Here is a 16,184-nt window from a genome sequence, read left to right on the forward strand (position 1 = left end):
GACTACGCCGATCCGAGGAGAGTCATCGTGCGCAAGGTGCTGATCGCCAACAGAGGGGAGATCGCGGTCCGGATCGCCCGTGCCTGCCGGGACGCGGGCATCGCCTGTGCGGCGGTCTACGCCGACCCGGACCGGGACGCGCCGCACGTGCGGCTGGCGGACGAGGCGTTCGCGTTGGGCGGTGACACGCCCGCGACGAGTTATCTCGACGTGGGCAAGGTGTTGGCGGCGGCTCGGGCGGCGGGTGCGGACGCGGTGCACCCCGGCTACGGGTTCCTGTCCGAGAACCCCGGGTTCGCCCAGGCGGTGGTGGACGCCGGGCTCACCTGGATCGGGCCGCCGCCGGACGCGATCCGGGCCCTGGGCGACAAGGTCGCCGCCCGGCGGGTCGCCGAACTGGTCGGCGCGCCGCTGGTGCCCGGCACGCCGGACCCGGTCGCCTCGGCCGGGGAGGTGGTGGAGTTCGCGCGGCGGCACGGCCTGCCGGTGGCGATCAAGGCCGCGTTCGGCGGCGGCGGGCGCGGGATGCGGGTCGCCCGCACCCTGGAGGAGATCCCGGAGTTGTTCGACAGCGCGGTGCGGGAGGCGACGGCGGCGTTCGGGCGGGGCGAGTGCTTCGTGGAACGGTACCTGGACCGGCCTCGGCACGTGGAGACGCAGTGCCTGGCGGACCGGTACGGGACGGTCGTGGTCGTGTCCACAAGGGACTGCTCGCTCCAGCGGCGGCACCAGAAGCTGGTCGAGGAGGCGCCCGCGCCGTTCCTCACCGAGGAGCAGAACGCCGAACTCTACCGGGCGTCCAAGGAGATCCTGGCGCGCGCCGGGTACGTGGGCGCGGGTACCTGCGAGTTCCTGGTGGCCGGGGACGGCACGATCTCGTTCCTGGAGGTCAACACCCGGCTCCAGGTCGAGCACCCGGTCACCGAGGAGGTCACCGGCATCGACCTGGTGGGCGAGATGCTGCGGATCGCGGCCGGCGAACCGCTCGGCTACGACGACCCGCCCGTGCGCGGGCACGCGCTGGAGTTCCGGGTCAACTGCGAGGACCCCGGCCGGGGCTTCCTGCCCGCGCCGGGCACCGTCGAGGTGTTCGAGCCACCCGCCGGGCCGGGCGTGCGGGTGGATTCCGGGGTGGTCGCCGGCACGGTGGTCGGCCCGGAGTGGGATTCGTTGCTGGCCAAGCTGATCGTCACCGGCGCGACCCGGGAGCAGGCGCTGCGCCGGGCCGCCCGCGCGCTCGCCGAGTTCCGGGTGGACGGTCTGGCGACCGCGCTGCCGTTCCACCGCGCGGTGGTCGCCGACCCGGCGTTCGCGCCGGAGCTGACCGGGTCCGCCGAGCCGTTCACCGTCCACACGCGGTGGATCGAAACCGGTTTCCACAACGACCTGCCGCCGTACGAGGGCGGGTCCGCGGCGGGCTCGGCGCCCGGCGGGCGGGCCAGCGTGGTGGTCGAGGTCGGCGGCAAGCGGATCGAGATCACCGTGCCCGCGTCGCTGGCGGTGCCGTCCGGTCCGGCCGCCCGGCCGGAACCGCCGCGCCGGCGCGGCCCGGTGGGCGGTGTCGCGGTGGTGCGCGGCGACACGCTCACCGCGCCGATGCTCGGCACGATCGTGAAGGTGCTGGTGTCCGACGGCGACCGGGTCGAGGCGGGCGAGCCGGTGGCGGTGCTGGAGGCGATGAAGATGGAGCAGCGGGTCGCCGCGCACCGCTCCGGCACGGTGAAGGGCCTGGCGGTGCGGGTCGGCTCGCCGGTCGCGGCCGGTGCCGCCCTGTGCGAGATCGTGGACTGACCCGGAAACGGGGCCCGGAAATGGGGCCCGGAAACGGGGCCCGGAAACGGGAGAACCCGCCGCGCCGGTGTTCCGGTGCGGCGGGTTCCGCGTGGTGCGGGTCTCCGGCTGGGGGAGTGCCGGCGGTCCGCACCACGCGGATCCGCCGCAGGACGGCGGACAGCACCCGGCCCGCACCCGGGGAGGGGTGCGGGCCAGGTGACCCCGGTCGGCACCAGCGCCGTCGCCGGGTGGCCACGTCCGCGCGAAGACTGGGGGGTGTCGCGCGCGGACGGCCGTCCTGCCGCTCGGGCCTACTGCTCCGGCGAGCGGATGACCTCGAACATGCCGGCCAGGGCCTCGTCGCCGTGGCCGTCGGCGACCCGCTTCTCCAGGTACGCCTTGATGGGCACCATCAGGTCGGGGCGGATGCCCGCGGCCTTGCTCGCCTCGACCATCTTGCCCAGGCCGACCGCGTTGAGCGCGGTGGTGGACACGGTGGTGGCGTACTGGCCGGAGTCGACCGCCGCCGCCGCGCCCTTCACGCTGGGCAGCACGACGTGCGTGATCCACTGCTCGGCGAACGGGGCCAGCGCGGCGGCCGGGATCTTCTCGCTGGCGACCAGCGCGTAGGCGTGCAGCGCACCCGCCAGCGACGACCACAGGATGGCCAGCAGGCCGAGGTCGTAGAGCGCGGCCACGCCGGCGTCGGTGCCGAGGTGGATGCTGTTGCCGCCCAACACCTTCAGCGTGGGCTCGTGCTTGGCGAACACGTCCGCGTCGCCGCCGTAGAACAGCAGCGTCTGCGGCAGGCCGACGCCGGGCGGGACGGACATGATGTAGCCGTCGAGGTACTCGGCCCCGGTGCCGCTCGCCCACTCGGCCGCGCCGCGCGCGTCGTCGGGCAGGCCGGAGGTGAGGTTGACGATCACCTTGCCCTTGAGGGCGTCCTTCACCGGGTCGAGGATGGCGTAGAGGGCCGCGTAGTCGACCACGCACACCACCAGGACGTCACTGGCCGCCACCGCCTCGGCGATGTCGGCGGCGTTGGTCGCGCCCTGCGCCACCAGCGCGTCCGCCTTGCCGGCCGAGCGGTTCCACACGGTGGTCTGGTGCCCCGCCTTGAGGTAGGCGCCGGCCAGCGCTGCGCCCATCAGCCCCAGACCGATCACGGACACGGGCGCAGGACTTGCCTCGGTCACCACAATAACAACTCCTTCGGACTGCACGGAAATGGCGGAACGGAATTACGCCACCCGGCGTCGGACCCGGGTCGGCTCATTGTTTCCGTCGCGCCCACTTTATCGGCGTGCGCCGGGATTCCTCAAGTACTTACTCCAAAGTGCGTTAATCGCCGGTATCGCCGGCGGGGCGGCCGCGCCCGGTGTCACCCGTCCGGGGGCGAATCCGCCGGCGGTCGGGTAATCGGCCGCGAATCCCGGTGTCCGGCCAGGTGTTCCGACCGGTCGGCGGCGGTGCCGGCGGGGTGGTCGGCGGCGGCCGGCGCGAGCGGTTACCGCGACATGACCGGCGGTTGTCCCCACCTGGTGATACTGGTCGACGACGATCCGGGTCGCGGGCTTGGGGACCGAATTCTTTTTCGGGAACGCTAAAAGGGGTAGACCGGTGGCTGAAATCGCTGTTGTCGGTGTCGCGTGCCGTTTGCCGATGGCGGAGGGGGCGGCCGGGTTCTGGGCATTGCTGCGGTCCGGGACCGGCGCGATCACCACCGGTCCGGACGGCACCCGGGGCGGGCACCTCGACGGCGCGGACGGCTTCGACGCGGCGTTCTTCGGCGTCTCGCCCCGCGAGGCGGCGGCCACCGACCCGCAGCAGCGGCTGGTGCTGGAGCTGGCGTGGGCGGCGCTGGAGGACGCGCGGGTGGTGCCGTCGTCGTTGCGCGGCAGCCGGACCGGCGTGTTCGTGGGCGCGCTGCGCGACGACTACGCCGCCTTGGTGCACCGGCACGGGCCCGCCGCCGTCACCTCGCACTCGATGACCGGCCTGAGCCGCGGCCTGATCGCGAACCGGGTCTCCTACGCGCTGGACTTCACCGGGCCCAGCCTGACCGTCGACACCGCGCAGTCCTCGTCGCTGGTCGCCGTGCACCTGGCGGTGGCGAGCCTGGAGGCGGGCGAGTCGGACCTGGCGCTCGCGGGCGGCGTGCACCTGGGCCTGCTGCCTGGCGGCCGGGTGGTCGAGGAGCGGTTCGGCGGGCTGAGCCCGGACGGGGTGAGCCGCGCGTTCGCGGCCGGTGCCAACGGTTTCGTGCCCGGCGAGGGCGCGGTGGTGCTGGTGCTCAAGCCGCTGGCGCGTGCGCTCGCCGACGGTGACCGGGTGTACGCGGTGGTGCGCGGCACGGCGGTCAACCACGGCGGCGCGGCACCCGGCTTGACCGTGCCCGGCGCACAGGCCCAGGCCGACGTGGTGCGGGCCGCGCTGCGCCGGGCCGGTGTCGAACCGGGCGCGGTCCGGTTCGTGGAGGCGCACGGCACCGGCACGGCGCTCGGCGACCCGATCGAGGCCCAGGCGCTCGGCGCGGCCCTCGGTGCCGGCCGACCGGCCGGGGACCCGCTGCTGATCGGCTCGGTGAAGCCCGCCATCGGCCACCTCGCGGGCGCGGCGGGCATCGCCGGGCTGCTCTCGGCGGTGCTCGCGGTGTCCCACCGGGAACTGCCCGCCACGCTGAACTTCACCGCGCCCAACCCGGACATCCCGTTCGCGCGGCTGGGCCTGGCGGTGGCCGCCGAACCGGTCGCGCTGACCGGCCCGCTGGTGGCGGGCGTCAGCTCGTTCGGCATGGGCGGCACCAACTGCCACGTCGTGATCGCCGAAGCGCCCGCAGTGCCGGTGCCGCCGCGCGCCGACCCGCCGGACGGGCAGCCGTGGGCGGTCACCGCCGCGTCCCCGGCCGCGCTGCGGGCCCGTGCCGCCGCCCTGGCCGGGGTGGACGGGCACCCCGCCGACGTGGCGCACTCGTTGGTGGCGACGCGGGAGGTGCTGGCGGAGCGAGCCGTCGTGACCGGTGCCGGGCCGGTGCGCCGGGCGGCTGCGCTGGGCGCGCTGGCCGCCGGCGTGCCGCACCCGGACGTGGTGGTCGGCGCGGAGGTGCCGGGCGGGCTGGGCGTGCTGTTCGCCGGCCAGGGCGGGCAGCGGGCCGGCATGGGGCTCGGGCTGGCCGCCGCGCACCCGGTGTTCGCCGCCGCGCTCGCCGAGGTCACCGCCCTGCTGCCGGCGCGGCTGGGGCACGCGGTCGCCACGGGCGACGGACTGGACGACACGGCGCTGACCCAGCCCGCGCTGTTCGCGCTGGAGGTCGCCCTCTACCGGCTGGTCGAGCACTGGGGGCTGCGGCCGACCCACCTGGTGGGCCACTCGGTGGGCGAGATCGCCGCCGCGCACGTCGCCGGGGTGCTCTCGCTGCCCGACGCCGCCCGGCTGGTCGCCGAACGCGGCCGGCTCATGGGCGCGCTGCCCGCCGGCGGCGTGATGATCGCCGTCGGCGCGGCCGAGGACGAGGTGCTGCCGCTGCTGGCGGACGTGCCGGAGGTCGGGATCGCGGCGGTGAACGCGCCGGGCTCGGTGGTGCTCTCCGGCGCGGCCGGTCCGTGCGGGGAGATCGCCGAGCGGTTGCGGGCGCGGGGCCGGAAGGTCAAGCGGCTGCCGGTCTCGCACGCGTTCCACTCGCCGCTGATGACCCCGGTGCTCGACCGGTTCCGCGACGTGGTGGCGGGGCTGGAGTTCCGGCCGGCGCGGCTGCCGGTGGTCTCCACGGTCACCGGGACGGTCACCGGCGCGCTGTCCACCCCGGACTACTGGGTGGACCAGATCGCCGCCCCGGTGCGGTTCGCCGACGCCGTGCGCGCGCTGGCCGGCGCGGGCGTGGCCACCGCGCTGGAGCTGGGCCCGGACGGCGCGCTGTCGTCGGCCGCCGCCGAGTCGGGGTGCGTCGCGGTGCCCGTGCTGCGCCGCGACCGGCCCGAGCCCGAGGCGTTCACCGCCGCGCTCGCCGGCGTGTTCACCCGAGGCGCGGCGGTCGACTGGGGCCGCGCGTTCGAGGGCGTCGACGTCCGCCCGGTCGACCTGCCCGGCTACCCGTTCCAACGCGAACGCCACTGGTTCGCCGCGCCGGGCACCCCGGACGCGCGGCCGGCACCGGCTCCCGCCGCACCGGGGCCGGCCGCGCGCCCGGCCGCGTCCGGCCCGGCGGTGGCCGACCTGGTGCACGCGCACGTCGCCGCCGTCCTCGGGCACGCCGACGCCGAGCGGGTCGACCGGAACCGGACCTTCCAGGCGCTGGGCTTCGACTCGCTGATGGCGGTGGAACTGCGCGACGCGCTGGCCGCCGTCGCCGGTACCGCCCTGCCCACCGGCCTGCTGTTCGACCACCCCACGCCCGCCGCGCTCGCCGACCACCTGACCGCGCTCGCCGCCGGCCGCGCGGAGTCCGATGTGGACGGTCGGCGGGCGGCGGTCGACCCGGCCGAGCCGATCGCGATCGTCGGGATGGCCGTGCGCTACCCCGGCGGCGTGGCCTCGCCGGAGGACCTGTGGCGGGTCGTCGCCGACGGGGTGGACGCGATCGGGCCGTTCCCGGCCGACCGGGGCTGGCCCGCCGACCTGTTCCACCCCGACCCGGAGCGCAGCGGGCACAGCACGGTGGCCCGGGGCGGGTTCCTGGACGACGTGGCGGGCTTCGACGCGGCGTTCTTCGGCATCTCGCCGCGCGAAGCGCTGGCGATGGACCCCCAGCAGCGCCTGCTGGTGGAGACCGCCTGGTCGGCCGTCGAGCACGCGGGCATCGACCCGACCTCGTTGCGCGGCACGGACACCGGCGTGTTCATCGGGGCCACCGCCGCCGACTACGGGCCCCGGATGCACGACGGCCGCGCCGAGGTCGACGGGGCGGTGCTCACCGGCACCGCGCCCAGCGTGCTCTCCGGCCGGATCGCCTATCACCTCGGGCTGCACGGCCCCGCCGTCACGGTGGACACCGCGTGCTCGTCGTCGCTGGTCGCCCTGCACCTGGCGGTGCGCTCGCTGCGGTCGGGCGAGTCGGACCTGGCGCTCGCCGGCGGCGTCGCGGTGATGGCCACGCCGGGCATGTTCGTGGAGTTCTCCCGCCAGCGCGGCCTCGCGGCGGACGGCCGCAGCAAGGCGTTCTCGGCCGCCGCCGACGGCACGTCGTGGGCCGAGGGCGTCGGCGTGCTGCTGGTGCGCCGGCTGTCCGACGCGGTGCGCGACGGCCACCGCGTGCTGGCGGTCGTGCGCGGCACGGCGATCAACTCCGACGGCGCGTCCAACGGCCTCACCGCGCCCAGCGGCCTGGCCCAGCGCCGGGTGATCCGGGCCGCCCTGGCCGACGCGGGCCTGCGTCCCTCCGACGTGGACGCGGTGGAGGCGCACGGCACCGGGACCCGGCTCGGCGACCCGATCGAGGCCGAGGCGATCGCCGCGACCTACGGCCGCGACCGCGACCGCCCGCTGGCCCTGGGGTCGCTCAAGTCCAACATCGGCCACGCGCAGGCCGCCGCCGGCGTGGCCGGTGTGGTCAAGATGGTGCAGGCGATGCGCCACGGCGTGCTCCCCGCGACCCTGCACGCGGCCGAGCCGACCCCGCACGTCGACTGGTCCGGCGACGTCGAACTGCTCACCGAGGCCCGGCCGTGGGCAGCCGCCGGACGGCCCCGCCGCGCCGGGGTGTCGTCGTTCGGCATCAGCGGCACCAACGCGCACGTCGTGATCGAGGAGCCGCCCGCCGAGGCGGCCCCGGCCGCTCCCGGGCCCGACGCGGTGCACCTGTGGGCGGTGTCCGGCGTCGACGCCGAGGACGTGCGCGCCCAGGCCGCCGCGTCGGCCGAGTACCTGCGGACCGCCGGACCCGGGCCGGCCGACGTCGCGCACACCCTGGCCCGGCGCACCGCGTTCGCGCACCGGGCCGTCGTGGTCGGCAGCGGGCCGCAGCTGGCCGCCGGGCTGGACGCGGTGGCCGGCGACGGCGACGCGCCCGGTGTCGTGCGGGGCGTCGCGGGCACGCCCGAGCTGGTGTGGCTGTTCTCCGGCCAGGGCGCGCAGCGGCCCGGCATGGGCGCGGGGCTGGCCGCCGCGCACCCCGGCTTCCGCGCGCGGTTCGACCGCGTGGTCGACGAGCTGGACCGGCACCTCGACCGGCCGCTGCGCGCCGTTTTGGGCACCGACGACGTGCACCGCACCGAGTACACGCAGCCCGCGCTGTTCGCGTTCGAGGTGGCCGCGGCGGGACTGCTCCGCGACCTGGGGTGCCTGCCGGCCGCGCTGGTCGGGCACTCGGTGGGCGAGGTGGCCGCCGCGCACGTGGCCGGGCTGTGGTCGCTGCCGGACGCGGCCCGGCTCGTCGCGGCCCGGGGGCGGCTGATGGGCGCGGCCCGGCCGGGTGGCGCGATGGTCGCGCTGGAGGCGGCGGCGGACGAGGTCGAGCTGCCCGAGGGGGTGGCGCTGGCCGCCGTCAACGGGGCCCGGTCGGTGGTGGTCTCCGGCGACGCCGAACCCACCCTCGCGCTGGCCGAGGAGTGGTCCCGGCGCGGGCGTCGCACCCGGCGATTGCGGGTCGGCCGGGCGTTCCACTCGCACCACATGGACGACGTGCTGGCCGGGTTCCGCGAGGTCGCGGCGAGCCTGGAGTACCGCGAGACCGACCTGGTGGTCGTCCCCACGGTGGCCGGCGCGACCGCCGACGACCTGCGCGACCCGGAGTACTGGGTGCGCCAGATCCGCACCGCCGTGCACTTCCACGACGCGGTCTCGGCCCTGGACGCCCACCTGCCGGTCGAGGTGGGGCCGGACGCCGTGCTCGCCCCGCTGGTCCCCGGCGCGGTGCCGCTGGCCCGCGCCGGCCGCGCCGAACCCGCCGTGTTCGCCGAGGCCGTCGCCCGGCTGCACGTGGCGGGCGCGCCGGTCGACCTGGCCGCGCTGACCCCCGGCCGGCCGGTCGACCTGCCGACCCGCCGGTTCCGCCGGGAGCGGTTCTGGCTCGCGCCGGGCCGCGCGGCGGCGGCCGGCCACCCGCTGGTGTCGGCGGCGGTCGCGGTCGCCGGGCGGGACGAGACCGTGCTGACCGCCGAGCTGTCCGCGCGCACCCACCCGTGGCTGGCCGACCACCGGATCGGCGACGCCGTCCTGGTGCCCGCGACGCTGTTCGTGGAGCTGGCGGGGGAGGCCGCGACCCGCACCGGCGCGGCCGGGGTGGCGGAGCTGGTGCTGGAGAAGCCGCTGCCGCTGCCCGACGCGGCGACCGTCACCGTGCAGGTCGTGGTGACCGGGCGGGACCTCGTGGTGCACGCCCGGGAGACCGACGACGACCCGTGGACCCGCCACGCGACCGGCGTGCTCGCCGACGGCGCCGCCGACACCCCGGCTCCCGGCGACCTGACGGCGTGGCCGCCGGACGCCGTCGCCGAAGACGTCGCCGACGCCTACGCCCGGCTCGCGGACGCCGGGTACCACTACGGCCCGGCGTTCACCGGGATGCGGGCGCTGTGGCGCGGCCCGGACGCCCTGTACGCCGAGATCGCCCCCGGCACCGACCCGACCGGCTACGGCGTGCACCCGGCGCTGCTGGACGCCGCCCTGCACCCCGCCGTGCTGGACCGCCCCGGCACCGCCCTCCCGTTCGCCTGGGCGGACCTCCGCCGGCACGGCCCCGCCGAGGGCGTGCTGCGGGTGCGGGTGACGCCGACCGGGCCCGACCGGGTCGCCCTGCTGGTGGCCGACGGCACCGGGGCGCCGGTCGTGTCGGTGGGCTCGCTGGTGCTGCGCCCGGTCGACCGCGGCGCGCTCGCCCCCGTCCGGGGCGGCCTGCACGAGGTCGTCTGGCGACCGGTCGAGGCTCCCTCCGCCCCGCCCGCCGACCACGCCGTGCTGTCCGCCGACGCCGATCTGTCCACTGTGGACGAATCGGCCGCGGACGTGGTGTGGCACGTGCCCGAGACCGGTCCCGCGCCCGACCACGCGGTGCTGCACCGCACCGCCCGCCTGCTGCGCGAGTGGCTGGACCTCGACTGGACCAGGGGCGCGCGGCTCGCCGTCGTCACGACCGGGGCCGCCGGCGGCGCGGTGTGGGGCCTGGTGCGCACCGCCCAGTCCGAGCACCCCGACCGGTTCGCGCTGGTGGACCTCGCCGCACCCGGCGAGGAGACCGCACTGCCCGCCGCCCTGGCGACCGGCGCGCCGGCCGTGGCGGTGCGCGCCGGCGCGCTCCGCGTGCCACGCCTGGAGAAGACCACCGCCGAACCCGCCGCCGTCGAGTTCCCCGGCACCGTCCTGGTCACCGGCGGCACCGGCGGGCTCGGCGCGCTGGTGGCCCGGCACCTGGTGCTCGCGCACGGCGTGCGCTCGCTGGCGCTGGTGAGCAGGCGCGGCCCGGACGCCCCCGGAGCCGCCGACCTGGCCGCCGAGCTGCGCGGCCTGGGCGCGCACGTCGACGTGGTCGCGGCCGACCTGGGCCGGCGCGCCGAGGTGGCCCGGGTGCTCGACGCGATCCCGGCGGACCGGCCGCTGTGCGCGGTCGTGCACGCCGCCGGGGTGCTCGCCGACGCGACCGTGCAGAACCTGACCGACGAGCGGATCAGCGCGGTGCTCGCGCCCAAGGCGGACGCCGCCTGGCACCTGCACGAGCTGACCCGCGACCGGCCGCTGACCGCGTTCGTGCTGTTCTCCTCGGTGTCCGGGGTGCTCGGCACACCCGGCCAGGCCAACTACGCCGCCGCCAACGCCTACCTCGACGCCCTCGCCGCGCACCGCCGGCGGGAGGGCCTGCCCGCGACCTCGGTGGCGTGGGGCCTGTGGGCCGAGGTCGGCATGGGCGCGGCGCTCGGCGACGCCGACCGCACCCGCTGGTCCCGGGCCGGCGTCGAACCGCTGGAGCCCGCCGCCGGGCTGGCCCTGCTCGACGCCGTGCTCGCCGACCCCCGGCCCGCGCTGGTCGCCGCCCGGATCACCCGCCGCGACCCGGTGCGGACGCGCCCGGCGGCGGGCGGTTCGTGGCGGACGCGCACCGCCGCCCTGCCCGAGGACGCCCGCCGCGCCGCCGTGCGCGGCCTGGTGCTGGCCACCGTCGCGGCCGTGCTGGGGCACGGCGACGCGGCGACCGTGCCCGGCGACCGGCCGTTCCGCGACCTCGGGTTCGACTCGCTGGCCGGGCTGGAGCTGCGCTCCCGGCTGGCCGAGCGCACCGGGCTGCGGCTGCCCGCGACCGCCACGTTCGACCACCCGACGCCGGACGCGCTGGCCGCGTTCCTGCTCGGCCGGGTCGCCGGCACGAAGGCCGCCGTGGCCGCCGCCGCGCCGGTCCGCGCCGACGAGCCGATCGCGATCGTCGGCATGGCCTGCCGGTTCCCCGGCGGGGTCGAGTCGCCCGCCGACCTGTGGCGGCTGGTCGCCGACGGGGTGGACGCCATCAGCGCGTTCCCGGACAACCGGGGCTGGGACCTGGACCGGCTCTACCACCCCGACCCCGACCACTCGGGCACCTCCTACGCCCGGCACGGCGGTTTCCTGCACGACGCGGACCTGTTCGACGCGGGCTTCTTCGGCATGTCGCCGCGCGAGGCGCTGGCCACCGACCCGCAGCACCGGCTGCTGCTGGAGACCGCGTGGGAGGCGTTCGAATCGGCCGGTGTCGCACCGGACTCGGTGCGCGGCAGCCGGACCGGCGTGTTCGCGGGCGCGATGTACAACGACTACGCGTCCCGCCTGCCCGCCGCGCCGACCGAGGTCGAGGGCTTCCTGCTCACCGGCAACCTGTCCAGCGTGGTCTCCGGCCGGCTCGCCTACGTCTACGGGCTGGAGGGCCCGGCGGTCACCGTCGACACCGCGTGCTCCTCGTCGCTGGTGGCCCTGCACCTGGCGGCGTCGGCGCTGCGGCGCGGCGAGTGCGACCTGGCGCTGGCCGGCGGGGTGACCGTGATGTGCGGGCCGGACACCTTCGTGGAGTTCTCCCGCCAGCGCGGCCTGGCCGAGGACGGCCGCTGCCGGTCGTTCGGCGCGGGCGCGTCGGGCACCGGCTGGTCCGAGGGCGCCGGGCTCCTGCTGGTGGAACGGCTCTCCGACGCCCGCCGCAACGGCCACCGGGTGCTGGCGGTGGTCCGGGGCAGCGCGGTGAACTCCGACGGCGGGTCCAACGGGCTCACCGCCCCGAACGGGCCGTCCCAGGAGCGGGTGATCCGCGCCGCGCTCGCCGACGCGGGCCTGCGTCCGTCCGATGTGGACGCGGTGGAGGCGCACGGGACCGGTACCGCGCTGGGCGACCCGATCGAGGCCACCGCCCTGCTCTCGGTCTACGGGCAGGACCGGGACCGCCCGCTGTGGCTGGGTTCGTTGAAGTCGAACATCGGCCACGCGCAGGCGGCGGCGGGTGTCGGCGGGATCATCAAGGTGGTGGAGGCGTTGCGGCACAACACGTTGCCGCGCACCCTGCACGCCGAGGAACCCAGCCCGCACGTGGAGTGGGACAGCGGCGCGGTCCGGTTGCTCACCGAGGAGCAGCCGTGGCCGGCGGGCGGTCGCCCGCGCCGGGCCGGCGTGTCGTCGTTCGGGATCAGCGGCACCAACGCGCACGTCGTCATCGAGGAGCCGGAACCCGGGCCCGCCGCCGAGCCGACCGGGCCCGCCGCCTGGCTGGTGACCGGCCGCGACGAGGAGGACCTGCGCGCCACGGCCGCCCGGCTGCGGCCGGCCGCGGCGACCGCGCACCCGGTGGACGTCGGGGCCACCCTCGCCGCCCGCACCCGTCGGCCGCACCGGGTCGTGCTGGCCGGGGACGACCTGCTCGCGGGCCTCGACGCGGTCGCCGCCGGCACCGCCCACCCCGCCGTGCTGCCGGTGTCGGACTCCGCGCCGGGGCGCACCGCGTTCCTGCTCGCCGGGCAGGGCAGCCAGCGGCTCGGCATGGGGCGCGACCTCGCCGCGGTGTCCCGGCCGTTCGCCGACGCCTTCGCGGAGGTCGCCGCCGAACTCGACCCGCACCTGCCCGCGCCGCTGGCCGACCTGCTCGCCGACGCCGACGCGCTCGACCACACCGGGGCGGCCCAGCCCGCGCTGTTCGCCGTGGAGGTGGCGCTCGCGCGGACCCTCGCCGCGCACGGCGTCACCCCGGACTACCTGCTCGGCCACTCCGTCGGCGAGGTCGCCGCCGCGCACCTGGCCGGCGTGCTCGACCTGCCGGACGCGTGCCGGTTCGTCGCGGCCCGGGGCCGGCTGATGGGCGCGGCGCGCCCCGGCGGGCTGATGCTCGCCCTGCGCGCCGACGAGGACCAGGCGCGCGCCCTGATCGGCGACCACGCCGGGGTGTCCGTCGCCGCCGTCAACGGGCCGCGCTCCACCGTCGTGTCCGGTGACGCCGACGCGGTCGAGGCGATCGCCCGGCGGTGGCGGGCGGCGGGCCACCGGGGTCGGCTGCTGACCGTGAGCCACGCGTTCCACTCCCCGCACATGGACGAGGTGCTGGCCGGCATCCGGGAAGCAGCCGCCTCGCTGACCTTCCGCGAGCCGCGCATCCCCGTGGTGTCCAACGTGACCGGCCGGCTCGCCACCGCCGACGAACTGCGCTCGCCGGACTACTGGGCCCGGCACGTCCGCGCCGCCGTCCGCTTCCACGACGGCTTGCGCACCCTGGCCGAGGCGGGCGTCACCGAGTTCCTGGCCGTCGGGCCGGACGCCGCGCCCGCCGTCCTGGCCGAGGAGGCGCTGCCCGACGCGGGCCTGGTGGTGCCGGTGCTGCGGCCCGGCCGGCCCGAACCGGCCGCGTTCACCGCCGCCCTGGCCGCCCGCGCCGCGCGCGGCGGCGAGGTCACCGGGCTCAACCCCGGCGGCCGGCCGGTGGACCTGCCCGGTCCGGCGTTCCGCCGCACCCGGTACTGGCTGGCCGCCCCGGCCGCCGCGACCGGGGCGACCGGCCTGGGCGTCGACGCGACCGGGCACGCCCTGCTCGGCGGGGCCGTGCCGCCGGCCGACCGGGACGGGGCGCTGCTCACCGGCTCGCTGTCCGCGCGCAGCCACCCCTGGCTGGCCGACCACCGGGTCGACGGCGAGGCGCTGGTGCCCGGCACCGCGCTGCTGGACATGGCGCTGCACGCCGGCGCCGCCGCGGGCTGCCCGGCGGTGGTCGAGCTGACGCTGGGCGTGCCGCTGGTGCTGCCCGAGTCCGGCGCGGTGCGGGTGCAGGTCGTGGTGGGCGCTCCCGCCGTCGACGCCACCCGGCCCCTGGAGATCTTCGCGCACTCCGGTTCGTGGACGGCCGTCGCGACCGGGCGGGTCGCCCCCGGGACCGCCGCGCGGCCGCTGCCGGACCGGTGGCCGCCCGACGCCGAGGAGATCGACCTGACCGGGGCCTACGACCGGCTGGCCGACCACGGTTACGGCTACGGGCCCGCGTTCCGGGGGCTGCGCCGCGCGTGGCGGTCCGGCGAGGTCCGCTACGCCGAGGTGGCGGCCCCCGACACGGGCGCGCACGTCGTGCCGCCCGCGCTGCTCGACGCCGCGCTGCACCCGCTGCTGCCCGGCGTCGACCCGGACGTGCCCGCCCGGATCCCGTTCACCTGGTCGGACGTGACCGTCCACCCCGGCACCCGGCCCACCGCGCTGCGGGTGCGGCTCACCCCGGTGGGCGCGGACGCGGTAGAGGTGCTGGCGGCCGACGAGAACGGCACGCCGGTCGTCTCGGCGACGCTCGCGCTGCGCCCGAAGGCCGCCGCCGCGCCGGGCCTGCACCGGCTGCGCTGGCGTCCCGCCACCCCCGGCGAACGCCCGGACGCCGTGTTCCGGCTCGCCGGGCGCGACGGCCGGGCGACCGGCGACCGGACCGCCGAGGTGCTCACCGCCGTGCGGGACTGGCTCGCCGAACCCGATGGGGTGCTGGCCGTGGTGACGCGCGGCGCGGTCGCCGCCGGCCCGGACGACGTGCCGGACCTGGACCAGGCCGCCGCGTGGGGCCTGGTGCGCAGCGCGCGGACCGAGCACCCCGGCCGGTTCACGCTGGTCGACCTCGAACCCGGCACCGACCCGACCGACGACGAGGTGGCGGCGCTGGTCCCGGCGGGCGGCCAGGCGGCCGTGCGCGGCGGGACCCCGCTCGAACCCGTCCTGGTGCGCGGCACCCCGCCCGGCCCGACCCCGGACAACCCGTGGACCGGCGGCACCGTGCTGATCACCGGCGGGACCGGCGCGCTGGGCGCGGTGCTCGCCCGGCACCTGGTGACCGTCCACGGTGCCCGCGACCTGCTGCTGATCAGCCGGCGCGGCCTGGCCGCGCCGGGTGCCGAACGGCTGCGCGACGACCTGGCCGCGCTCGGCGCGCACGTCGTGGTCGAGGCGTGCGACGCCGCCGACCGGGCCGCGCTGGCCGACCTGCTCGACCTCCACCCGGTGCACGCCGTCGTGCACACCGCCGGCGTGCTGGACGACGTCCCGGTCACCGGTCTCACGCCGGACCGGCTGGCCACCGTGCTGCGGGCCAAGGCCGACGCCGCGCGGAACCTGCACGACCTGGTCGGGGACGTCGCCGCGTTCGTGCTCTACTCCTCGGTCGCGGGCCTGCTCGGCACGGCGGGCCAGGCGAACTACGCCGCCGGCAACGCCTACCTGGACGCGCTGGCCGCCCACCGCGCCGCGCGCGGCCTGCCCGGCACCTCGCTGGCGTGGGGCGTGTGGGACCAGCCGGGCGCGATGGCCGGGCACCTCACCGACGCCGACCGGACCAGGTTGCGCCGCACCGGACTGGTGCCGCTGACCGAGGACCGGGCGATGGCGCTGTTCGACGCCGCCGTCGCCGACCCCGACCCGCTGGCCGTGCTGACCCGGTTCGACCTGGCCGCCGCCGACCCGCACCCGCTGCTGGCCGCGCTCGCCCCGCCGCGTCGGGTCACCACCCGGTCGACGCCGGCCGGCGCGGATCGGACCGGGGCGGACCCGGCGAGCCTGGCCGCGCTCCCGCCCGCCCGACGCCGGCAGGTGCTGGTCGACCTGGTGCGCGCCGAGGTGGCGGCCGTCCTCGGGCACCCCGACCCGACCGGGGTCGCCGAGGACTCGGCGTTCGGCGGGCTCGGCTTCGACTCGCTGACCGCCGTCGAGCTGCGCAACCGGCTCGGCGCGGCCACCGGGCAGCGGCTGCCCACCTCGCTGGTGTTCGACCACCCCACGGCCGGCGCGCTGGCCGACCTGCTGGTGGCCGGTCTGCCCGCGCCCGGCCGGGCCGCGCTGGACCGGCTGGAGGAGGCCGTGCGGTCCGCGCTGGCCGACGGCGCGGACCCGGTCGAGGTGGACGCCCGGCTGCGCGGCCTGCTCGACCCGGCCGGCGCGGAGCCCCCCGGCAACGGGCTGGGCGCCGCGTCCGACGACGAGCTGTTCGCCCTGGTCGACGGCTTCGGCACGTCGGCCTGACG

At 77.7% G+C, this 16,184-nt stretch carries 3 protein-coding genes; 2 read left to right on the plus strand and 1 reads right to left on the minus strand.

Going from position 1 to position 16,184, the window contains the following annotated elements; translation table 11 throughout:
• The first annotated feature begins 27 nt into the window (after window positions 1-27).
• Window positions 28-1,791, plus strand: coding sequence for an acetyl/propionyl/methylcrotonyl-CoA carboxylase subunit alpha (locus AC0HI0_RS06290; protein ID WP_480931301.1), 1,764 nt, complete (start codon window positions 28-30; stop codon window positions 1,789-1,791).
• 293 nt (window positions 1,792-2,084) lie between these two features.
• Here AC0HI0_RS06290 and AC0HI0_RS06295 read toward each other — a convergent pair whose 3' ends face one another.
• Window positions 2,085-2,948 carry an NAD(P)-dependent oxidoreductase gene (locus tag AC0HI0_RS06295; RefSeq protein WP_480931302.1) on the minus strand — a complete coding sequence of 288 codons (864 nt, stop codon included), beginning with the start codon at window positions 2,946-2,948 and terminating at the stop codon, window positions 2,085-2,087.
• 448 nt (window positions 2,949-3,396) lie between these two features.
• On the opposite strand from AC0HI0_RS06295, the gene AC0HI0_RS06300 reads away from it, so the two are divergent.
• Window positions 3,397-16,182, plus strand: coding sequence for an SDR family NAD(P)-dependent oxidoreductase (locus AC0HI0_RS06300; protein ID WP_480931303.1), 12,786 nt, complete (start codon window positions 3,397-3,399; stop codon window positions 16,180-16,182).
• The last annotated feature ends 2 nt before the right edge of the window (window positions 16,183-16,184 follow it).

The organism is Saccharothrix sp. NBAS 001 (assembly GCF_056640475.1).